This is a genomic window from uncultured Phascolarctobacterium sp., assembly GCF_934190775.1.
Lineage (GTDB): Bacteria > Bacillota > Negativicutes > Acidaminococcales > Acidaminococcaceae > Phascolarctobacterium_A.
On the sequence record NZ_CAKPTG010000003.1, the window covers coordinates 1 to 21,392 of the forward strand.

Here is a 21,392-nt window from a genome sequence, read left to right on the forward strand (position 1 = left end):
CCCTGTGGCTCGCACACGGCTCACAGAGCGGGCTTAAAGCCCTACAATGGAAAATCAAAAAACTGTTCATAGCAAAAACAGCAAAATTGCTCACAAGAGCGGTACTTTTACGCCTCCGCTAAAAGCAAAACGCGCCTGGCGCAAGCCTTCCAGCATTTTGGCAAACCGTTTGCCTCCTGTGATAAATTTACTATAACATATCGAACAGCATTTGACAAGCACTTTTTGCAAATCAGCCTATATTATGCGCATTACAGCACCTATATTTAATATATGAAAACGTATTTGCAAACAAAATTAAAGTTATCGAAAAATTAGCGCAGCATTTGCCGAGGGTGTTTCCTGCACAGCGCAGGAAAAGTGTCACTTCACCCTCTTTCTCCCACTATTTCCCATATAATAGTTGATAATTAATTTCAATCGTGATATGATTATATTGGTTCCTAAGGAACCAAAAATTGATTATTCTTACAAAAGAATGAAAAAAGAGAGGTTTTGTAAATGACGACTGTAGCTGAAAAATACTTACAAATTGCTAAGCTGGCGAAGGATCCTGCTAATGCAGAGGTTGTTATTGATGGCATTTTGACATTTTTCGGATTGGATTATTTTGACTTGGATTTGGGTGTTGAATACCTGTACACTACCAAAGTGATTGACTATAAATTCAGAAGCGTACTGCACAAGGCTGAAGACATGGACACCATCATGGCATGGTTCAAAGAAAAAGCCGGCGTTACCGACGAAGAAATCGCTGCTGCCGAAGCTAAAGAAAAAGAATATGTTGCAGGCTGCCTGATGCTTGCTAAACAATATTTGGGCATGGGCCACTGCATCAGCGGCAAAACCTACCTGGAGCTGGCTGCTGCCAAAGGCTCTGAAGAAGCAATCGCACAGCTGAAGGACATGGAATATGCACAAGACATGTACGGTCTGGGCGAGCATTACCTGGCAATGGGCCATTGCATCTGCTCCAAGACCTACTTTGAATTGGCTGCTGCGAAAGGTTGCCCGAAAGCTGCTGCTAAACTGAAGGACATGGAATACGCAGAAGATATGTACAAGCTGGGCGAGCAATACCTGGGCATGGGCCACAAAATCTGCTCCAAAACTTACTTTGAATTAGCTGCTGCCAAAGGCTGCCCGAAGGCTGCTGCTAAACTGAAGGACATGGAATACGCTGCAGACATGTACAAGCTGGGCGAGCAATATCTGGCAATGGGCCACAAGATCTGCTCCAAAACCTACTTTGAACTGGCTGCTGCCAAAGGCTGCCCGGAAGCTGCTGCCAAGTTAGCTGAATACGAAGCATAATTGATTCTCTAAAATAAGTGTTGGGGTTTTGACCTGATTCAGGTTAAGACTGCCAACACTTTTTTGCTTCAAAGACCTGCGTTGGCAGCTGGAAAATCTTTCTTGAAAAATTGCAAAAAAACACTTGCCAAAACGCTAAACATATGGTAATATATATACCTGTCAGACACCTGACATTGGCCCGGTGGTTCAGTTGGTTAGAATGCCGCCCTGTCACGGCGGAGGTCGTGGGTTCGAGTCCCATCCGGGTCGCCAATGCGGAAATAGCTCAGTGGTAGAGCACCTCCTTGCCAAGGAGGGGGTCGCGAGTTCGAATCTCGTTTTCCGCTCCATAGGGGCATAGTTCAATGGTAGAGCAACGGTCTCCAAAACCGTCGATCTGGGTTCGAGTCCTAGTGCCCCTGCCATAGTTAAAGTAGCCTGAGAGTTCGCTCTCAGGTTTTTTTGTGCCTGCGTTTAGCAAGATACTACTTTATTAGCAAATAGTTTATGCAAAGCTTCGACGCTAACCCCTTTACCTTGCATCTTACAAGCTTTTCTGTAACTTTCAAGACAATTTTATTGACAGTATGACTGAAAAAGCATATAATAAAATAGTTTAGTAATACTGTGAAAGGATGCACTTGACAAGCATCCTTTTTCTTGTCTTTTATGAAGGAGAGAAAAGGAATAATGATTAGAAACGATATTCGTAATATAGCAATTATTGCCCACGTTGACCATGGCAAGACTACCCTGGTTGATGCTATGCTGAAGCAAAGCGGCGTTTTCCGTGCTAACGAGCGCGTGGAAGAACGCGTTATGGACTCCAACGCATTGGAACGTGAACGTGGTATCACCATTCTGTCTAAAAACACCGCTGTAATGCACAATGGCGTAAAAATCAACATTCTGGACACCCCGGGCCATGCTGACTTCGGCGGCGAGGTTGAACGCGTACTGACCATGGTTGATGGCGTACTGCTGCTGGTTGATGCTTATGAAGGCCCGATGCCGCAGACCAAATACGTACTGCGTAAAGCATTGGAGCAACACCTGAAACCGATTGTTGTCATCAACAAGATTGACCGTCCTGACCAACGTGTTGATGAAGTTATTGACGAGGTTCTGGACCTGTTCATTGAGCTGGACGCAGATGAAGATCAGCTGGAGTTCCCGGTTGTTCTGGCTTCCGCCCGTAACGGTATTGCCAAGCTGTCCATGGACGAGGAAAGCGATTCTCTGGAGCCTTTGTTCAAAGTAATTCTGGAAAACATTCCTGCTCCGGACGTTGACGTTAACGCACCGCTGCAGATGCTGGTTAACACCTTGGATTATGATGATTATGTAGGCCGTATTGTTGTAGGCCGTGTAGTTCGCGGTACCATCCACAACGGCGAAAACATTACCCTGATGGACGAAGCAGGCAACCGCAACGGCAAAATCGGCCGTCTGTACACCTACCAGGGCCTGAAGCGTGTAGAAGTGCCTGAGGTTGAAGCAGGTGATATCGTTGCGCTGATCGGTCTGCAGGACGCTAACATCGGCGACACCATCGCTGACAGCGAAAATCCGGAAGCTCTGAAGGGCATCAAGATTGACGAACCTACTCTGTCCATGCTCTTCTACGTTAACAACAGCCCGTTTGCCGGTCGTGAAGGCGAATTCGTTACCAGCCGTCACCTGCGTGATCGTCTGTTCAAAGAGGTTAAGACCAACGTTTCCATGCGTGTTAAAGAAACCGACAGCCCGGATGCTTATGAGGTTGCTGGTCGTGGCGAGCTGCATCTGTCTATTTTGATTGAAACCATGCGTCGTGAAGGCTTTGAGCTGCAGGTTGGTAAACCTAAGGTTATTATGCACCGCGATGAAAACGGCAAGCTGATGGAGCCTATGGAAGCATTGACCATCGACGTACCGCAGGACTTCATGGGTGCTGTAATGGAAGGCCTGGGCCTGCGTAAGGCTGAGCTGCAGAACATGACCGAAATGGCCGGCTATCTGCGTATGGAATTCAAGATTCCGGCTCGTGGCCTGATCGGCTTCCGTAACCAGTTCCTCACTGATACTAAAGGTAACGGCATTATGAACCACGTATTTGCCGGTTACGAAGAATATAAGGGTGAAATCCCCGGCCGTACCCGTGGCAGCCTGGTTGCTTTTGAAACTGGCGAAACCACCTCCTATGGTATCGGAAATGCTCAGGAGCGCGGCACCATGTTCGTAGTTCCTGCAGAAAAGATTTACGAAGGCCAGCTGGTTGGCGAAAACAGCCGTGAAGACGACATGGACGTTAACCCCTGCAAGAAGAAACATGTCAGCAACATGCGTGCTTCCGGCAGTGATGACGCTATCCGCCTGATTCCTCCTCAGACCTTCTCTCTGGAGCAGGCTCTGGAGCACATCAACGATGATGAGCTGGTTGAGGTAACTCCGAAGAGCATCCGTATGCGTAAGAAGGTTCTGGACCGTCTGGAACGCGGCAAGCTGCGTGGCCGTATGAAGAATGTTCAGGCATAATTTTTGACAACCTGTTGAAAATTTGCTACAATTAGATTACTAAGCAGGACTTTTGCCTATAGGCAGCGAATAATAGTCTAAATAACTGTTTTGGTTTGGAGGCTGATGGCCATGGGTTTAAAAAATACAGCAATGAAATTCTTTTGGTCAGATGAACAGGAAGAGCAGCAGGAGGTATATGCCCGTCCGCGTCTGCTGAAATCCGGTCATTTGAATATTATGGTGCGTACGCCGAAATCATTTGCGGATGTGCGTGAGTATGCAGATTCTCTGATGAACGGCAGCGCAATTATGGTATGCTTCGATGCAGTTGACGAAGCGCTCAGATATCGCATTTTTGATTATCTGAACGGCGTAAGCTACATTGTAAATGCCGATGTGAAAAAAATTAATGATGATTTGCTGCTTTATGCGCCTGAACAGGTACAGGTTAGCAAGGAAGAGACAAGAGCTTCTTCCAGTGTACGTTCCTGGCTTAGTAAATAAAAATTAAAAAGTTAGCCGTTGCTTGTCACTCTGAGGGGTGGCTGGCAGCGGCTTTTTGTCTATCTGCAGGGCCTGGCAATATTTGCAAATACCAGCTTGGTGTGCTAAAATTAAAAGAACTTTATTAATCCTATCAGTGAAGCTAAACAGGAAAGAAGAGGTATATATGAGCGAAATGAAAATGAAGAAGAATGGTAAAAAATTAGGTGTTGTCGGTGGCCTTGGCCCTGCAGCTGCTGCAGAGTTCTTGCGTCAGTTTACTATGAGATGCCCGGCAAGCTGCGACCAGGAGCACCCGGTAGTGTATATGATTGGTGACTGCGATATCCCGGACCGCGGCACAGCAATTTTCGGCAAGGGTGAATCCCCGCTGCCGAAGCTGAAGGCTGATTTACTGCAGCTGTGCGATATGGGTGCGGATGTACTTGCTGTTCCCTGCAATACCGCACATTTCTTTATCGACCAATTTGCTGATGAATTGCCGGTACCGCTGCTGCATATCGTTGACGAAACCGTTAAGGCTGCCAAAGAGCTGTCTCCGGAAAAGGGTGCCTGGATGCTGTCTACTAAAGGCACGCGTGCTTGCGGACTGTATCAGAAATATGCTGAAAAGCGTGGTCTGACGCTGTACATTCCGAATGAGGAGCAGAGCGATAAATCTCAGGAGGTTATCAACTGCGTTAAGGCTAACCAGCTGGCAAAGGCCGGTGCTATTATGAAGGAGCTTGTAGAGGAGCTGTGGGCTGAGCGTGATATCCCTGTAATGACTGCCTGCACTGAGCTGCCGCTTGGCTATGATGCTTCCGGACTGCCGCAGGAGCGCAGCGTTTCCAGCATCGGTGCGCTGGCAGATGCCTGCGTGCGTGCTCTTTATGAAGAAGTAAAATAATATTTGTTCGCTGAACCACCTTGGCGTGAGGCTGAGGTGGTTTTTATTTTACTGCGATAAATTACACATAATTTTCAGAAAATAACTTGACTAGCGGATGTTGATGCTTTATAATCTAATAAGTAAAAAAATCTGAAAATTACAAAGATGAGGAGCTGATAAGGTGCAAACACAGGAGCTTACCGAAGTGCAGCAAATTGTTCAGGAGTTGTGCTTAATGAATAATAAGTTTATGAATAAGGTTTTTGAAAACAATATTCCTGCAGCAGAATTGTTATTGCGCATTATTTTGAAAAATGATAAAATCAAAGTGAAAGAAGTTAAGGTGCAGAATTTTATCCAAAATCTTTATGGACATTCGGCACAAATGGATATTCTAGCACAGGATGAGGCTGGAGTATACTTCAATGTTGAGGTTCAACGTAGTGATGAAGGTGCGCCAGCAAAAAGAGCACGCTTTTACAGCAGCTTGCTGGACAGTAATTTGCTGAAGGCCGGTAAGCCATACGAACAGTTACCGGTTACCTATGTAATTTTTATCACTGAAAATGATGTGCTTCAAGGTAATCTGCCATTATACGATATTGATAGAGTGATTAAGCAAAACGGTGCTGATTTTGGCGATGGTACGCATATCGTTTATGTAAACAGTAAGGTACAGGATGATACACCATTAGGCAAGCTGATGCAGGATTTTTACTGTAAGGATCCCGCAAGGATGCATTATAGTGAATTAGCTGCGAAATGCGGATATTTGAAAAATGTAAAGGAGAGTGAAGCTGACATGCAGGATATTATTGAACAATACGCAGAGAAAAGAGCACAAAAGGCTGTTGCAGAAAACGATAAGAAAGTTGTTGCAAAGCTTCTAGGCAAAGGAATGTCGATGGAAGAGATAGCAAGTATATTGGATATAACAGAAGAACAGGTAAGAGAACTGGCAGACAAGCGCAGTGCCTAAGCGGCTATTTGCAAAACACAAAGGAGCGTGAAGCCGACATGCGGGATATTATTGAAGAATATGCAGAGAAAAGAGCACAAAAGGCTGTTGCAGAAGCAGAAAGAGAAAATAATAAGAAAATTGTAGTAAAGCTTTCAGCTAAAGGAATGTCGGTAGAAGAGATAGCAAGTATATTGGATATAACAGAAGAACAGGTAAGAGAGCTGGCAGACAAGCGCAGCGCCTGAAACAATAATAATTTAAAACGAAAAATGCCCTCGGTTTGCAGTTAATTTGTAAGCCGGGGAGTTTTGCTTTTAGTGCAATCTAATGTAAAAATTAACCTTTAGCGTAATTTTCCGGAAAAGCATTTTTACTGCGTTTATCCTAGTAGTGTGCTATAATATAAACATACTATCGCTGGCAGCAGCTGCTGCCTTTTGTTAACAGAGGTAAAACATATGCAAGAATTTTTAATTGTGAAGGGTGCGCGTCAGCACAACCTGAAAAATATAACGGTAGAAATACCACGCAATAAAATGGTAGTTATCACAGGCCTCAGTGGCAGCGGCAAAAGCAGCCTGGCCTTTGATACAATTTACGCCGAAGGCCAGCGCCGCTATGTGGAATCACTTTCGGCCTACGCCCGCCAGTTTTTGGGACAGATGGACAAGCCTGATGTGGACTACATCGAAGGCCTGAGCCCGGCAATTTCCATCGACCAGAAGACCACGAGCCGCAATCCGCGTTCTACCGTAGGTACGGTAACGGAAATTTACGATTATCTGCGTCTGCTTTTCGCACGCGCCGGTGAACCGCATTGCCCGCAGTGCGGTAAAATCATAGAGCAGCAGAGCGTACAGCAGATTGTCGACAAGGTGCTGGAGCTGCCGCAGGGAAGCCGTTTTATGGTGATGGCACCACTGGTGCGGGGGCGCAAGGGTGAGCATATGCGTGTGCTCGACGATATGCGGCGTGCAGGCTATGTGCGTATGTTTATCGACGGTGAGGTGCGTACGCTGGATGAGGATATCCGCCTGGAGAAAAATAAAAAGCACAGCCTGTCGGTGGTCATCGACCGCTTGGCGGTGCGTGAAGGCATCAGGCAGCGCCTGACGGATTCCGTGGAAACGGCGCTGAAGCTGGCCGATGGCTTTGCCGAGGTGGCAACGTTGGGCGAAACAACGGAAACGCAGTTTTTCAGCGAGCACTTTGCCTGCAATGACTGCGGCATCAGCCTGCCTGCGATTGAACCGCGCCTGTTTTCCTTTAACAATCCCTTCGGTGCCTGCCCTGATTGTACCGGTCTTGGCATGCATATGGAGTTTGACAAGGCTTTGATTGTGCCTGACGCTGACAAGAGCTTTGCGGACAGGTGCATTGCCTGCTTCAGCAACAATCTGAATTCCTATTTTATGAAGCAGCTGGGAGCAGTTCTTGCTGCTTATGGCTATAGCTACGACAGCAAATGGAATGAGCTTTCGCCCGAGATGCAGCAGCTTTTGTGGGACGGTGCCGGTGAGAGCAAGTTTAAGTTCCTGTATGAAAATCTGCAGGGTGAGGTCAAGGAGCACAACACAACCTTTGACGGCATTTTGAACGTGCTGCGCCGTCGTTACCGTGAAGCCTTCAGTGATGCTATGCGTCAGGATTTGGAGGAGTTTATGACGAGCACTCCCTGCGCGGCCTGCCATGGCAGCCGCTTGAAGCCGGAGGCTCTGGCAATTCTTATCGGTGGTAAAAATATCTGCGAGGTGACAGCGCTGACGGTGCGTGACTGTCTGCAGTTCTTTAAAAAGCTGGAGCTGACGCCGAAGCAGCAGCTAATTGCGCATCAGGTGCTGAAGGAGATTATGGCGCGTCTGCAGTTCCTCAATGACGTAGGTCTTGATTACCTGACGCTCGACAGAAGCGCCGGTACGCTGAGCGGCGGCGAAGCGCAGCGCATCCGTCTGGCAACGCAGATAGGCAGCGGCCTGACAGGTGTGCTGTATATTCTGGACGAACCGAGCATCGGTCTGCATCAGCGCGATAACGGCAAGCTGCTGGAAACACTCAAGCATCTGCGTGATTTGGGCAATACGCTGATTGTTGTAGAGCATGATGAGGAAACGATGTATGCTGCCGACCAGATTATCGACATCGGTCCGGGAGCAGGCGAGCATGGCGGTGAAGTGGTGGCACAGGGTACGGTAGAAGAAATTGAGCAGGTGCCGGAGTCCGTTACCGGTACCTATCTTAGCGGCCGCAAATTTATCCCTGTTCCTAAGCATCGCCGCGAGTGCGATGGCAGGATGCTGACGATTCACGGTGCCCGCGCCAACAATCTCAAAAATATTGATGTCAGCATTCCGCTCGGAGTCTTTACTGTCGTAACAGGCGTGAGCGGCAGCGGCAAATCAACTCTGATAAATGATATTCTCTATAACTCCCTGGCTGCCAAGCTCAACGGTGCGCGTTTGCGTGCTTCGGAGCATGACAGCATCGAGGGCATAGAATATACCGATAAGGTCATCAACATCGACCAGTCCCCAATCGGGCGCACACCGCGCTCCAATCCTGCAACCTATACAGGCGTCTTTGACTTTATCCGCGAGCTGTTCAGCCAGACCAACGAGGCCAAGCTGCGCGGTTATAAAGCAGGCCGCTTCAGCTTTAACGTAAAGGGAGGACGCTGCGAGGCCTGCAAGGGCGACGGCATGAATAAGATAGAAATGAACTTTTTGCCGGACGTTTACGTTCCCTGCGAGGTTTGCCACGGCGCGCGTTACAACCGCGATACGCTGGAGGTGCATTATAAGGGCAAATCCATCGCGGAGGTTCTTGATATGACGGTGAGCGAGGCCTGCGAATTCTTTAAGAATCAGCCGCGTATTTACCGCAAGCTGGCAGTGCTGGAGGACGTAGGCCTTGGCTACATTCATCTGGGACAGGCAGCGACAACGCTGAGCGGCGGCGAAGCGCAGCGTGTTAAGCTGGCAACAGAGCTTTCGCGCCGCAGTACGGGACGCACAGTGTATATCCTGGACGAGCCTACGACAGGCCTGCATATTGCGGATGTACACAAGCTGCTGGATGTGCTGCAGCGTCTTGTTGAAGGCGGTGACAGCGTTATCGTCATCGAGCATAATCTGGATGTTATCAAGGTAGCGGATTATATTATTGACCTCGGTCCCGAGGGCGGTGACAAGGGTGGCACTCTGGTGGCAAGCGGTACGCCGGAGGAGGTAGCGAAGGTTAAAAAATCCTACACCGGACAGTACATCAAGCAGGAGCTGGCTAAGGCGAAGAAGAACGGGTGGTACGTATGACAGAATTAGCCGCAGGCTTTAGCGATAACATTAAAAATGCCTTGGCCGTACTGCCGGAAAAGCCCGGCGTTTACCTGATGCACGATGCTTCCGGTAAGGTTATTTATGTAGGCAAGGCCGTAGTGCTGAAAAACCGCGTGCGCAGCTACTTCCGCAATCTGGCCAGCCATACGCCGAAGGTGAAGGCGATGGTGGCGAAAATCGCGGAGATTGAAACGATTGTTACCTCCAGTGAGGTGGAAGCGCTGATTTTGGAGTGTAACTTAATCAAAAAATATCGCCCGCGCTACAATATCAGCCTGAAGGACGATAAAACCTATCCCTATCTTAAGGTAACCATGCAGGAGGACTTCCCGCGTTTATATGTAACGCGCAGACACATGCGTGACGGCGCACGTTATTACGGACCGTATGCCGACGCCGGCGCTATGCATGCCACGGTAAAACTGCTGCGCAGCATGTTCCCGCTGCGTACCTGCCGCAAAATGAACCCGGACCGACCGTGCCTGAACTACCATATTAAGCGCTGCCTTGCGCCCTGCGCCGGTTATATCAGCAAGGCGGATTATCATAAGATGATTAAATCCGTCTGCATGGTGCTGGACGGACGCACGACGGAGCTGGAACGTGATTTGAAGCAGCAGATGCAGGAGGCGGCGGATAACTACGCCTTTGAGGAGGCTGCCAGACTGCGCGACCAGCTGCAGGCTGTAGCACGTCTGAATGAAGCACAGAAGGCTGTCACCAATAACGGCGGTGATATGGATATCTTCGGCTTGGGGCAGGATATGACGGGCCTGTGCGTGCAGTTATTTTTCGTGCGTAAGGGCAAGCTCATCGGCAGGGATAACTTCTTTTTGCCCGACGGCGGCGATACGCCGCAGGAGGTTATGACGGCCTTCGTCAAGCAGTATTATAACGAGGCAACCTTTATTCCCAAGGAAGTGGTGCTACCGTATTTGCCCGAGGAGGAAGAAAAGCAGCTTATTGAAACCTGGCTGGCGGATAAGGCGCAGCGACGGGTGGAGCTGCTGCTGCCACAGCGTGGCGTGAAAAAGGACCTGCTGAAGCTGGCGAATGAAAATGCCGTTAAGCTATTGAACGAACGCTTGCGCAAGGGCAGCCTGTCGCTGAAAAATGATTTGCAGGCAGCTGAAGAGCTGCAGCAGGCCTTGGGCTTGGAGCATCCTTTAGAGCGCATGGACTGCTTCGATATCAGCCATACGCAGGGCAGCGAAACTGTTGCCTCCATGGTTGTGTTCCGCAACGGCACCAGCAGTAAAAAAGATTACCGCAGATATAAAATTGTCTCGGCAGAAGGCAAGCCTGATGATTTTAAATCCATGCAGGAGGTTGTCTACCGCCGTTACCGGGATTATGAGGATTTGCCAAGCTTGGTGGTTATCGACGGCGGCAAGGGCCAGCTGAGCTCGGCGCTGGAGGTTATCCGCGGCCTGGGCCTTGACGATTTGCCGGTTGTCGGCCTGGCCAAGCGCGAGGAGGAAATCTTCAAGCCGCATCAGAGCGAAAGCATTATGCTGGACCGTGAAGGCGCTGCGCTGCACCTCATCCAGCGCATCCGCGATGAGGCGCACCGCTTTGCTATTACCTACCACCGCAAGCTGCGCGGTAAACGCAATCTTGTTTCCGTGCTCGACCATGTGGAGGGCATCGGGCCAAAGCGACGTCAGGAGCTGTGGAAGGCGTTCAAAACGCTGGACGCTATGCGGGCAGCCAGCGTCGAAGAGCTGGCTGCGGTAGAAGGCATGAACCACGCGGCGGCGCAGACGCTGTACGACTTCTTCCGTCTGGATTTGCCGGAAAAGCAGCAGGCGCTGCAGTAAAAGGTTCACAGCTATTTTGCAGAATATCCTCGCAGAACATGTTATAATAATTATAGGTCAAAAATAATAATTATTATGTAGCTGGCGCTTAGCTATTCTTAAAAGCGCAGGCTATGGCAAGAGGAGGACGAAACTTATGGCAAAATGGGTATGTGATGTTTGTGGTTATGTGTATGATCCTGAGGTTGGCGATCCCGATAACGGCGTTGCAGCAGGCACTGCCTGGGAAGATGTACCGGAAGAATGGGTTTGCCCTCTTTGCGGTGTAGGCAAGGATCAATTCTCGGAAATGTAAAATTGCATAGGATATAGCAAACGAGGCCGGGGTTCTCCCAGCCTTAAACAGAAAAACCAGTGGAGGTTTACCGTCAGGTAAATTTCCACTGGTTTTTTAGTGCAAAAAATTTAAAAAATACTTAATTCTAGCGATTTTTTTATTTGTGAAGTTGGTTTGTTACAACTTCGTTGATGTTACTTATCAATTATAAATATTATTGTATTTCTCGTAGACAGAATGGAGAAGCTCTTTGCTTTCCTCTTCAGAATAAACCATGCTGCTTTCCGGCAGGTAAACCAGAAAATCATGGAATGCATGCACCAGGCTTAATTCCTGCAGATGGAAGATATACTGTCCTTTATTGGGGCTGAAGTAATAAATAATAACCTTTTGCTCGCTCGGTGCACAAATGCAGATAGGCGAAGGCACGGAGAGCTTTTCACTGCGCACAATCCTTGGCGTGAAGCTGCCGTCATCTACACTGTTAATAATATTCTTTAAAAGCGCCAGGCGCTGCGGCGGCGTCAGGTAGGTGTACATGAAATCAGGAATCTCGGTTACGCGTCCTGTTTCCATAAAGAGGTTCAAGCCTTCAAGCGTAAAGGAAATGCTGTGAGAGCTGTATTGTGAGCGGATTTTGGCAAAGTAATCGGCAATAACTCCCTGCATTTCTGGCGGGATAATTTCAGTGTTCAACCTGTCCATGAGGATATTTTCCGGACAGAAGCTGGGGAAGCAAGGCTGGTAGAAAAGCTCATGCACTTCTTCAGCGTTGATTTCCTCATCGCTGAGGAAGGTAGACTGCAAATATTCCTCTGGCGTAGGATGGAAGGTGTGGCAGATAGGATTGGCAACACTGAGGCTTTTTTGGAAGGTGTCACCGGTGAGTGCTACCATATCCTGCGAATTGCAAAGCACAGCTTTATCCTGTTCATAGGACACTGCCAGCACGAAATCACTGGTGATAATCTTGAACGGCAGCATGCTGGTGTTGTTGAACAGTGTATCAACATTATCATAAACATAGTAAGGATGGAAAACTTCGCATTGGAATAAAATCGGCACAAGCTTTTGCAGGATATTCAGATTGTAGGTTGTGCCTTTATGTCCTTCATTTTTATCAAAAACGATAATTGCTTCCACAAGAGTGTTATTGCGGTTAAAATCAATAGAAGTAAGACAATCGAAAACATACTGATATTCAGGCTGCACCATGAGTTTGATATGGCCTGATTTTTTATTGGCTTCAATCTCCAAAAGAGCTTTTAAAATGCGATTGATATTGCCCTGGCCGTTGATTATTTTCAGAGCTTCATTCATTTCAAGCATATCCTGCACACCTGTGGGGATCACAAGCTCGTCGGCAGAATTCATATCGTAAAAGCCGGAGATGATTTTGCTGACATGCTCCCGACGGAAATAATTTTCCTCACCCATATGTGATATATGATAGGCACGCAGTAAATCTGCTGTTTCACTGGGGTTGAGCATCATGGCTTTGGCAATAGCAGTTACGTCTGCAACATTCGCAGGCATACGCTTACCAACCTTCATGTGCTGTATCATTGTTCTGTTTACACCGCTAATTTTTGAGATAGTGTAAATCGTTGTATTTTTGGTTTCTAGATACTTTTTGAGCGTATCTGCAAATAATGTCATAAGCAAAACCCTTCCTCAAATCATTTACCAATTAATATTTATATTATAGACGAATTTGTGACAATAATAAAGTCTTGAATATGCAAAAAGCCTGTCACAAAAGTTGTCACATGTGTCAGATGTATGTCGATTTGGTTAAAATTAAAAGTATAATAGAAATTTTATAATGATATATAAGAGGATTGATAAGAGATACCCCTATATGGCGATGCTTTGCGGAACAAAAGACAAGTACTTCGTAGAAACGCTATTGTGTAGTGGGGGGGGTAAAATGGGTATTAGAGGTATACATTGGAGGGTATAGTGGATGGTTTTAGCTTGCGACTTGACTACTATTAGTGTATCAATAAATTTCTCATATCAATTTAGTAGAGAGGGTGATATTAATGCCAATATTGAATAGAATAAAATTTGATGGTACTCGTAACAACGAACCATGGTTAATTTATAAATGGGAAAGGGAAGATATTATATTAGGTTCGCAGTTAATAGTTGGACCTGGACAAGAAGCTATATTTGTAAAAAATGGTCAGGCGCAAGACATTTTATAAAAAAGCGGTGGCTTTAGAAGCGCGGTTTTTAGCTTGTGGAGAGTTTGGGTATGGCAGTGATAATATTACAGAATTAGAAACTCTCATCTGTAATGAATTGCTTTCATTAGAAAAAATGGTTTCTGATGAAAGCTATGATCGTGCAGAAGTTAATGATAAATATACTAGGATATACAACTTGTTAGAAGAACGAGAAGGAATGTTAAAACATTATTAAGCGAGGAGTAATGATTAGTATGAAACAGTATTTTGATTTATTAGGAATAGATGAGATTTGTAGCAAAGATGAAGTAAAAAAAGCATTTTTAAGCCAAAAAGCTCTATTGCAAAATAAGCTCTTATCTAAAGAACCTGGCGAGCGCAAGGAAGCCCTACAGCAATTGCAGGAATTAACAAAAGCATATAAAGAAATTATAGCTTCAATCAATAGTAAAAAAGATGAAGCTCAAGAACCTGAAAGCAATAACGTAATTTATGATGCGCCAGAGAAGACTGCTTCTGGTAATGTAAATGTGGAGCATGTTTCGCAAATAGAAAATACAGAGATTAATGACGGCGAGAACAGTGATGATGAAATATCTGCAGTTCTTCCTACGGTAGAAGAGGGAATTCATCCTGAAGATAATTTTAAGATTTGCCCTAAATGTAAGTATGCAAATGATATTAGCTTGAATTTCTGTGGAAATTGTGGAGCAGATTTAAGAAAATCTATTGGCAGAGATGATATTGGCAAGGGGAATAGTGTAGTTACAACAATTGTAAAATATAAAAACTACATTTTTAGCATTTTGGTAATACTTATTATTATGGTGTGTGGCATTGGCGCTTATAAAAATTATGTTAATACGCCGGAAAAAGTAGTAGAGAAGTATTTAACTGCTCTCGGCAAACAAGATTATGGTACAGCTTATAGATATTTGTATGTAAAAGAGAATGATAATGATTTTATAAATAAAGACAATTATATAAAGAGCATGGAGTTCATGAAGAAAAATCCTAATGACTATAAGGATAACCTAGTTGTGGAGCTATCTAAAGGAATAGCTGACATCAACTTTGTACAAGAAGCAGGGCAAGAATCCTATAAATATAAATTGAGATTAAATGATAACAGTGAAGTTGAGGGGAGTTTATTAATGAAAGCTCCTGTTAGTTATTTGGATAAACTACTTGGTAATTATAAAATCTATAGTTATGAGACTATTAGAGAAAGTTATGAGATTATTAGAGCAGTTAATATGGAAGTAGAAGTTAATGCCAAGCTTTATGTTGATGGGGTGTTGTTAAAATCACCAAGCAGTACCAACAGAGGTACCCATAACTATATTTGTCCCCTTTTTTATGGTGAGCATAATATTAAGGTAGAAGCACCATTTTGCGATCCTTATGAAACAAAGCTGATTTTAACGCCCGGTACGAAATCTCCAGTCTTATATTATTGGAAATCACATTTAAAAAAAGATATTTTACAGGACATGGAGAAGCAATCTGAAGATATTCAGCGAAAAATTGTAGAAGGAGCAGTCAAAAATGAAAGCCTTGAGAATTTGCAATTAGGCTTTTCGGAAGCAAAGTTGAGCAGCATGTATGATAAATATAAGCGTTTCTTCAACAGAGCTGATGGGAGCGGTATATACTCTATGGATATTACTGAAGTTACAAGCAATGAACAGTACAATAATAGATTGTATAATCCGTTCAAAGATAGAATTTATAAAATTAATTTTAAATTTAATTATACAAGAAAGAATAGAAATGGTATTCAAGAGAGTAGAATTGGCAATGGTGAAGGTGAGCTTGGTGTAGTTTACAAATTAGAAAATGATAAAGTAGTACCTGTTGGTATAGATAATTTCAGATTAAGGACGCATTGAAGGAGCAAATTATGAAAAAGATATGTGGTATTTTATTAGTTTTGACATTAACAACTAGCAGCTTTTGTGCAACGCCTGCTGACGCATTTGATTGGGGAAATTTTGGTAATAAAATATTAAGGTCTGTTGGCATTTCCAATGGAGGGCACTCATCTAAACCTAAAATAGTAAAGAAAGATAAAACTAAGCCTAGCGAATCTAAACCGACGATATTGGCAAATAATCGCATGTACCAAATTGTTGATTTGCGTTCTGGGTATAAAAAAGCTGAATTATATGCAGATCGTGTGGGTGGACATTTGGCAATAATTGATTCTAAAGAAAAGAGCAGAATGTTGTATAATTTCATGGTTTCGCAAGGATACGACAGTGCATACTTTGGTTTGACTGATGAAGATCTTAATGGCAATTGGGTATTGCCTAATGGGCAGAAGCCTAAATTTACCAATTGGCATTCTGGGCAACCGACAAAGGAAGAAAGTAATGAAAGGTATGCGATGTTATATCGCAAATATAAAAATGCTACATGGAAAGCTGGTTCATTTTCGCCTTTATTAGAAAATAGTAATACTACAGCATTTATAATTGAATGGGATAAAGAAGTGAAGCCACAAGAATATAAGGAGAAAGTTGTAAGAAAAGAAGAACCAGCAGATGGCGGTTATTATGAACCATCGTGGGGAAATAGCTCGTATGAAGAACCAGATTATGAGGAAGAGATTTCTGGTTAATTTGCTGTGTAGAGGAGTGGAGTGTACATGCAAGATTATTATGATTTGCTTGGATTAAATGAAAACTGTACAAAAGATGAAGCAAAAAATGCCTTTATGTCTAAGAAAAAAGAAGTGCAGGGAAAAATGCTGTCTCTGGATTCTGAAGAACGAGCTGCAGCTGTAAAAGAACTGGGAGAATTGACAAGTGCTTATAAAGCTGTTGTGGCTAATATAATCGATACTAATTCAACTAATGCTAACGCAATTAATGTTCCTTCAACTGATGCTAAAGGAACTAGTGCTTCTGGAAAAACTGTCGATAAAGGTACTGTTATTTCTAGACGTACAGAAATAAAAACACCACCTGAAAAGATTACTAAGTCCAAACCACCTGTTGAAGGTAAGCCGGACAACAACGTGATAACTTTGCAAGCAAACAAAAATATGATGATAATTTTTGGTATGATTTTGAGCGTTTTGGTATTAGGAATAGCTGTATATTTTGTGTTTATACAACCCAGTTACCTAAAGAATACCACAACACTGCCGACAGTTGTTGCGCCTGTTCAACAAAAGTCGATTATACCTAAAATTGAAGCAGCTAAAGATAAGCATAATAGTAGTATTGCGAGCATAGCCGCGCTGATTAATGATACCATAAACAAAAAAGGTAATTTAAAAGGGGAAACAGAGCTTCTTAACAGTGCAATGCGTGTTGAGCAAAAAGTATTAGATACTTTAACAGAGCTACGTAATAGCAGTGAAGCAAATACGCGTAAGGGAAGAATGCTTATCAGAATTCTTCAAGCAGAACAAAAAAGAATAAACGGGTTGGTAGATGGTCTTAAAGCAGGCGTTAATGGATTGGATTATCAAGCTGGATTTAAAAGTGGTAGCGAAGGATATTATGAATATGAAAGATTAAACAGCGAGTATATGCACTTTGAAACAGGTGATTTTAAACCTCAAATGGCCTATGTTAAGGGCGACGATGTTTTTTTAAGAAGTGCACCGTCTACTAACAGTTCTGTGATAAAAACATTGAAACGTAATAGTGGACTAGATGCTATTGCTGTACAGACATGCGATGATGAGCGAGCTGGTATGATTAATACTGATAATGTGGTTGTGGGCTTCAATGGTCAGAATATAAGACTAGCAAAGGGACAGCCTTTGACAATAACTGGTGAAAATGGTGGAACTTATCAGTGTCAGCTGAATTTAGAAAATGGCAGTGGCACAATCTATGTTGATAAAGTTAATGTCAAAAAGCTTTATGGTGATACTTGGTATAAGGTACGTTTGCCAGGTGGTACGGAAGGTTGGGTGTATAAGGATTTTATTCAACTGAAAAGAGATATGTAACATTGCTGGAGGCTTAGTAGATGGGTAAATATTTAACATTATCTTTGTTACTTTTGCTTTGCTGGACTAATTTAGGTTGTTTGGGAGCAGAAGAAAATACTGAAAAAGAAGTTGCTCTAAAGACTGCCGTTCATGAACAAGCAACGCGGGAATTAGCTAAGTTGGAAGTTGTACATAAACCAATAAAATGGACAGATCAAAGAGAACAACTTATAAAAGAATATGCGCAAATGCATTATGGAAAGGATATAACTAGTATTGTTCCGCAAGTTGTAATTACGCATTGGACGGTATCTAATGATGCTGAATCGGTTTATCAGTATTTTTATAGTGAGACAATGCCAGATGATGGCGGTGGACGGTTAAATGTTGCGTCGCATTATTTGGTTGATAGAGATGGTACTATTTATCAGTTGACGCCGGAGACAGCGTTAAATAGGCATGCAATAGGTTATAATTGGTGTGCAATTGGTATTGAAAATGTTGGCGGCGTTGATGGAAAAGAAGATTTGACAGAAGCACAGGTGAAGGCTAACATTGCTATTATCCGCTATTTACAGGCAAAGTATCCTACAATTAAGTATGTGTGGGGACATTATCAACAACATGAAGCAGCAAGTAGCGGATTGTTTATAGAGAAAGTACCAGATTATTATGCGGAAAAAATTGATCCTGGTCCTGTTTTTATGGGTAAATTAAAACAGGGATTGAGTAATTTAAATTTGAAATTTTACTAGGAGTAGTGTTGGTCGTGAAAAAGTATGTCCTTTATATTTTGATACTGGTGTTTTCAATTATTTCTATTGGCGGGTGTTCGGCTAATCATGGGGATGGGCGAGATGATGATACGCAACGAGGCAATACTGATAATAAGGCAGAAATAGTGAGAGATAAAAATGAAACTAATGAAAATTTATTAAAGAAGTACAAAATGGATAATAGTTTCATTTTGATCGTTAAAAGCAAATTCGAGGTCTATGCTATTGATGATATGGGAAAGGTAGTAGCAGTTTATCCGTGTGCTTTAGGAAAAAATAGCGGACAAAAGGAAAAAGAAGGAGACATGAAGACTCCGTCAGGCATTTTCCCGATTGATGAAATCATTGATGCCTCTAGTTGGACTCATGATTTTAAGGATGGGAAAGGAGAAATTGCAGGAGCTTATGGACCTTGGTTTATTAGTTTAGATACTAATGAGCTGAGTAAAGGTAAGTGGGGAGGTATAGGCATCCACGGAACTCATGATCCTGATTCGATTGGTAAAAAAGTTTCTGAAGGTTGTATAAGATTAAAGAATGATGATGTTCAGAAGCTTAAAGCTTTTGCTAAAGTTGGTATGAAAGTGGTTATTGAAGAGTAGAATCAAGGAGATGAAAAATTATGATGAGAAGATTAATGTCAATTATGCTAGCAACGTTTTTTGCGATGGGGATTAATGGATTTGCAGAAGCTGCTACAAGCGGGGGAATGAATACAGCTACTATCAATGTGCAGACGCAAGCAGATTGGAAACGAACTGGCGCAGAATCTATCACTTTAGTAAACAATGCTGTTACAATAAAATATTTAAATCTATTTGGAAAAGAAAAAAGTAAAACTATTTATCCAAAGTTTAATATTAAAATTAAAAGTGCAGATGGCAAGCAGAGATTTTCTCGTATCATGAGCAGTAAAACAGTTAAAATTAATTTAAAGCCTGATAAGCATTATTATATTGAAGTTTCATATGATGGAAATGGAACTTGGCTAAAATATGCTAGGCTAAAAAATGCTAGAATGGAAGGTAATCCGTATTGGTATGTTAGTGCAACGTATAAGGTAAAGTCTTATTGGTAAAGTTATGGTAATAAGTGAGAAAAATATGAAAACAATTTACGGAAAGCATTAATTTTACTAAGCAATCTGGTAATATGTCAAGACCCTAATAAGATAAAAATGTAAGCAACTGGCCTCAAAAAGGGTAACTTTAATAAGACTGCCGGATTAATCTTCAAAAAAGAGGCAGTTGTAACGAGCAAATATTAAGTTCGGCTTACTCCACTTTGAGAGTAAAGTTGGTTTTTGACCAGCAATCCAAAAATCAACCGGACAAATTTGCGAGCAGTTAAAACTAAAGCACGTTTATGTTGGTGCAATTTTACTTCAGCATATTTCTTTTGGTAGAACTCCGCATAAACAGCATCATGCCTAATAAGTGAGCCAACAGCTTCGAGTAGGTAGTATCTAAAGTAACTATTTCCCGCTTTGGTCATTGTCGTATCATCAGCTCTAAAGTTGCCAGATTGCGTTTCACGCCACGTGAGACCAGCATATTTGGCTAATGCGTCATCAGAGCTAAAGTTTTCAATGGCGCCCAGTTCAGCTAATAGCCCTGCCGCATATACAGGACCCACTCCAGGTATAGAACGCAGGACAGTATAGGCTTCTGGATGCAGTCCTCTAACGGTATGCTCAATAGCCGTGTTAACGGTTTTGAGCTCTGCAGCATAAGAGCGAATTACATTGAAAGATGAGGCAATGGCAATAGTTAGAGGCTCATATAGGCACTTGTCCAGACGGTAGGAATCGCGTGCAGCCTTCTGTAGAAGCTGCGCAGTCCGTTCTGGATCAGTAAATCTGTTCTTGCCTTTAGAACAGATAAAATCAACCAAGTTTTCCATGGACATAGTTGCTATGTCATCTGTGGAAAGAAGCTCGGTGAGCACAGCGGTAGCTGTGGCACCATAGTTGTTAGAAAAGGGCTTGTTCTCGTTATCTAGAATAGAGAACTCACTGAATTTCAGGAATATGTTGGAGCACATATAAGTCTTTTCTCTGGCTAGGCACTTAGATAGATGAAGCCTGTGCCGTGTAAGGCGTTGTAGAGCCAAAAACTGGCTACCACGCCAAGGCTTTGAAGGTATCCTGCCGACTCTGGCAAAGTCGGCAATCACCATAGCATCGACATAGTCGTTCTTGCTTTTGCCAAGAAAAGATTTCTTGTAATTAGCAATCATCTTGTGGTTTAAGCAGTATACCTCAATACCAAGAGCCATAAGCTCAGAACAAGCTGAGAGATAGTTGGCGATGTGGATACCGTAATAGGATGTAGATTCCAGTGCTACGCACACTTTAGTAAAGTCATGCTTAGCTGCTACGAATTCAAGAATGGTATTAGCCAACTGTTCGGCACCAGGCTGGTTATTGGGGACAGCGAACGACTTTAGGACAGTAGTAGAGAAGAAGTCTAAAAAGCAGACAACGTTCTCGCGAGAGCTAATGTCGATACCGACAAACAAAGTAGATTGAAGATCCGCCTTCTTCATAGAGTAAACACCACCTTTCCGGCTAAAGATGGAAGAGTAGTTAAGGGCAATCCTGATCTCAGGGACTGACTGCAATCTCGCATAATAAGCATTCATCTGTGGAAGCATACTTGCTGGAGAACTTCCGCCCAGAGATGCAACATCTGAGTGAGCAGATAATGATCCAGGAGTCAGGCGGCAAGCTTTTTAAGCAATACCCGCTAAGGGTTTGCAGGAGGTGACAGCCGGTATCTTAGTTACAGTTCATTAAGAATATTGTAGCATCAGGATAGCCTGTTGGGATAGCCTTATGAAGTTGTTAAAGAACAAATTTTGCTGGTAAGTTAACGGCGGATGTTGCTTACAAATATATTATACGAGGAGGA

Annotated in this window: 19 protein-coding genes and 3 tRNA genes; 20 read left to right on the forward strand and 2 right to left on the reverse strand. The window is 43.6% G+C overall.

What is annotated here, in order from left to right; translation table 11 throughout:
• Positions 1 to 501 precede the first annotated feature (501 nt).
• From Q0G26_RS02020 to rd, 12 genes are all read left to right on the forward strand, one after another.
• Entirely contained in the window at positions 502 to 1,314 is an 813-nt protein-coding gene (locus tag Q0G26_RS02020; protein ID WP_293828096.1) for a hypothetical protein, read from the forward strand.
• 178 nt (positions 1,315 to 1,492) lie between these two features.
• A tRNA-Asp gene (locus Q0G26_RS02025) sits at positions 1,493 to 1,569 on the forward strand.
• A gap of 2 nt (positions 1,570 to 1,571) precedes the next feature.
• Positions 1,572 to 1,646, forward strand: a tRNA-Gly gene (locus Q0G26_RS02030).
• Between the two features lies 1 nt (position 1,647).
• Positions 1,648 to 1,721, forward strand: a tRNA-Trp gene (locus Q0G26_RS02035).
• A gap of 265 nt (positions 1,722 to 1,986) precedes the next feature.
• Positions 1,987 to 3,813: a translational GTPase TypA gene (gene typA / locus Q0G26_RS02040; RefSeq protein ID WP_293828098.1), complete on the forward strand. Its 1,827-nt coding sequence runs from the start codon at positions 1,987 to 1,989 to the stop codon at positions 3,811 to 3,813.
• 111 nt (positions 3,814 to 3,924) lie between these two features.
• Positions 3,925 to 4,299 (forward strand): cell division protein SepF, encoded by a 375-nt coding sequence (locus tag Q0G26_RS02045; RefSeq protein WP_293828100.1) that lies wholly within the window; start codon positions 3,925 to 3,927, stop codon positions 4,297 to 4,299.
• Between the two features lie 166 nt (positions 4,300 to 4,465).
• The gene (locus Q0G26_RS02050) at positions 4,466 to 5,188 is read left to right on the forward strand and encodes an amino acid racemase (protein WP_293828102.1); all 723 of its coding nucleotides are present in this window, start codon (positions 4,466 to 4,468) and stop codon (positions 5,186 to 5,188) included.
• A 217-nt stretch (positions 5,189 to 5,405) separates the two neighbouring features.
• Entirely contained in the window at positions 5,406 to 6,149 is a 744-nt protein-coding gene (locus Q0G26_RS02055; protein ID WP_293828104.1) for a PD-(D/E)XK nuclease family transposase, read from the forward strand.
• 38 nt (positions 6,150 to 6,187) lie between these two features.
• Positions 6,188 to 6,376, forward strand: a complete 189-nt coding sequence (locus Q0G26_RS02060) for a hypothetical protein (protein WP_293828107.1) — start codon at positions 6,188 to 6,190, stop codon at positions 6,374 to 6,376.
• A gap of 213 nt (positions 6,377 to 6,589) precedes the next feature.
• Positions 6,590 to 9,439: an excinuclease ABC subunit UvrA gene (uvrA, locus tag Q0G26_RS02065; RefSeq protein ID WP_293828108.1), complete on the forward strand. Its 2,850-nt coding sequence runs from the start codon at positions 6,590 to 6,592 to the stop codon at positions 9,437 to 9,439.
• A complete protein-coding gene (gene uvrC, locus Q0G26_RS02070) occupies positions 9,436 to 11,283 on the forward strand; it encodes an excinuclease ABC subunit UvrC (protein WP_210684142.1) in 1,848 nt (615 codons plus the stop codon). Before uvrA ends, uvrC begins: the two co-directional genes overlap by 4 nt.
• A 136-nt stretch (positions 11,284 to 11,419) precedes the next feature.
• Complete coding sequence (gene rd / locus Q0G26_RS02075) at positions 11,420 to 11,578, forward strand: rubredoxin (RefSeq protein WP_009146201.1); 159 nt, start codon at positions 11,420 to 11,422, stop codon at positions 11,576 to 11,578.
• Between the two features lie 183 nt (positions 11,579 to 11,761).
• Here rd and Q0G26_RS02080 read toward each other — a convergent pair whose 3' ends face one another.
• The gene (locus Q0G26_RS02080; RefSeq protein WP_293828111.1) at positions 11,762 to 13,219 is read right to left on the reverse strand and encodes a hypothetical protein; all 1,458 of its coding nucleotides are present in this window, start codon (positions 13,217 to 13,219) and stop codon (positions 11,762 to 11,764) included.
• Positions 13,220 to 13,605: 386 nt separating this feature from the next.
• Between Q0G26_RS02080 and Q0G26_RS02085 the strand changes: the two genes are divergently transcribed.
• The 8 genes from Q0G26_RS02085 to Q0G26_RS02120 are packed head-to-tail and all read left to right on the forward strand — an operon-like array spanning position 13,606 to position 19,558.
• A complete protein-coding gene (locus tag Q0G26_RS02085) occupies positions 13,606 to 13,770 on the forward strand; it encodes a hypothetical protein (protein WP_293828113.1) in 165 nt (54 codons plus the stop codon).
• Positions 13,745 to 13,987 carry a hypothetical protein gene (locus Q0G26_RS02090; RefSeq protein WP_293828119.1) on the forward strand — a complete coding sequence of 81 codons (243 nt, stop codon included), beginning with the start codon at positions 13,745 to 13,747 and terminating at the stop codon, positions 13,985 to 13,987. Before Q0G26_RS02085 ends, Q0G26_RS02090 begins: the two co-directional genes overlap by 26 nt.
• Positions 13,988 to 14,006: 19 nt before the next feature.
• Positions 14,007 to 15,644: a hypothetical protein gene (locus Q0G26_RS02095; protein WP_293828122.1), complete on the forward strand. Its 1,638-nt coding sequence runs from the start codon at positions 14,007 to 14,009 to the stop codon at positions 15,642 to 15,644.
• Between the two features lie 11 nt (positions 15,645 to 15,655).
• Positions 15,656 to 16,375 (forward strand): lectin-like protein, encoded by a 720-nt coding sequence (locus tag Q0G26_RS02100; RefSeq protein ID WP_293828124.1) that lies wholly within the window; start codon positions 15,656 to 15,658, stop codon positions 16,373 to 16,375.
• Between the two features lie 27 nt (positions 16,376 to 16,402).
• The gene (locus Q0G26_RS02105) at positions 16,403 to 17,722 is read left to right on the forward strand and encodes a hypothetical protein (protein ID WP_293828126.1); all 1,320 of its coding nucleotides are present in this window, start codon (positions 16,403 to 16,405) and stop codon (positions 17,720 to 17,722) included.
• A gap of 20 nt (positions 17,723 to 17,742) precedes the next feature.
• Positions 17,743 to 18,459: a peptidoglycan recognition family protein gene (locus Q0G26_RS02110; protein ID WP_293828128.1), complete on the forward strand. Its 717-nt coding sequence runs from the start codon at positions 17,743 to 17,745 to the stop codon at positions 18,457 to 18,459.
• A gap of 14 nt (positions 18,460 to 18,473) precedes the next feature.
• A complete protein-coding gene (locus Q0G26_RS02115) occupies positions 18,474 to 19,082 on the forward strand; it encodes a L,D-transpeptidase (RefSeq protein WP_293828130.1) in 609 nt (202 codons plus the stop codon).
• Positions 19,083 to 19,102: 20 nt separating this feature from the next.
• A complete protein-coding gene (locus Q0G26_RS02120) occupies positions 19,103 to 19,558 on the forward strand; it encodes a hypothetical protein (protein ID WP_293828132.1) in 456 nt (151 codons plus the stop codon).
• Between the two features lie 185 nt (positions 19,559 to 19,743).
• Here Q0G26_RS02120 and Q0G26_RS02125 read toward each other — a convergent pair whose 3' ends face one another.
• Entirely contained in the window at positions 19,744 to 21,027 is a 1,284-nt protein-coding gene (locus tag Q0G26_RS02125; RefSeq protein ID WP_293828135.1) for an IS110 family transposase, read from the reverse strand.
• Positions 21,028 to 21,392: the final 365 nt, after the last annotated feature.

Bases quoted from the DNA above. Each gene is read 5' to 3' on its own strand.
- Q0G26_RS02055 (WP_293828104.1), top strand. From the start codon at position 5,406: ATGAATAATAAGTTTATGAATAAGGTTTTTGAAAACAATATTCCTGCA.
- Q0G26_RS02050 (WP_293828102.1), top strand. From the start codon at position 4,466: ATGAGCGAAATGAAAATGAAGAAGAATGGTAAAAAATTAGGTGTTGTC.
- Q0G26_RS02020 (WP_293828096.1), top strand. From the start codon at position 502: ATGACGACTGTAGCTGAAAAATACTTACAAATTGCTAAGCTGGCGAAG.
- Q0G26_RS02080 (WP_293828111.1), bottom strand. From the start codon at position 13,219: ATGACATTATTTGCAGATACGCTCAAAAAGTATCTAGAAACCAAAAAT.
- uvrC (WP_210684142.1), top strand. From the start codon at position 9,436: ATGACAGAATTAGCCGCAGGCTTTAGCGATAACATTAAAAATGCCTTG.
- Q0G26_RS02110 (WP_293828128.1), top strand. From the start codon at position 17,743: ATGGGTAAATATTTAACATTATCTTTGTTACTTTTGCTTTGCTGGACT.
- uvrA (WP_293828108.1), top strand. From the start codon at position 6,590: ATGCAAGAATTTTTAATTGTGAAGGGTGCGCGTCAGCACAACCTGAAA.
- Q0G26_RS02060 (WP_293828107.1), top strand. From the start codon at position 6,188: ATGCGGGATATTATTGAAGAATATGCAGAGAAAAGAGCACAAAAGGCT.
- Q0G26_RS02085 (WP_293828113.1), top strand. From the start codon at position 13,606: ATGCCAATATTGAATAGAATAAAATTTGATGGTACTCGTAACAACGAA.
- Q0G26_RS02090 (WP_293828119.1), top strand. From the start codon at position 13,745: ATGGTCAGGCGCAAGACATTTTATAAAAAAGCGGTGGCTTTAGAAGCG.
- Q0G26_RS02045 (WP_293828100.1), top strand. From the start codon at position 3,925: ATGGGTTTAAAAAATACAGCAATGAAATTCTTTTGGTCAGATGAACAG.
- Q0G26_RS02125 (WP_293828135.1), bottom strand. From the start codon at position 21,027: ATGAAGAAGGCGGATCTTCAATCTACTTTGTTTGTCGGTATCGACATT.
- Q0G26_RS02105 (WP_293828126.1), top strand. From the start codon at position 16,403: ATGCAAGATTATTATGATTTGCTTGGATTAAATGAAAACTGTACAAAA.
- rd (WP_009146201.1), top strand. From the start codon at position 11,420: ATGGCAAAATGGGTATGTGATGTTTGTGGTTATGTGTATGATCCTGAG.
- typA (WP_293828098.1), top strand. From the start codon at position 1,987: ATGATTAGAAACGATATTCGTAATATAGCAATTATTGCCCACGTTGAC.
- Q0G26_RS02100 (WP_293828124.1), top strand. From the start codon at position 15,656: ATGAAAAAGATATGTGGTATTTTATTAGTTTTGACATTAACAACTAGC.
- Q0G26_RS02120 (WP_293828132.1), top strand. From the start codon at position 19,103: ATGATGAGAAGATTAATGTCAATTATGCTAGCAACGTTTTTTGCGATG.
- Q0G26_RS02095 (WP_293828122.1), top strand. From the start codon at position 14,007: ATGAAACAGTATTTTGATTTATTAGGAATAGATGAGATTTGTAGCAAA.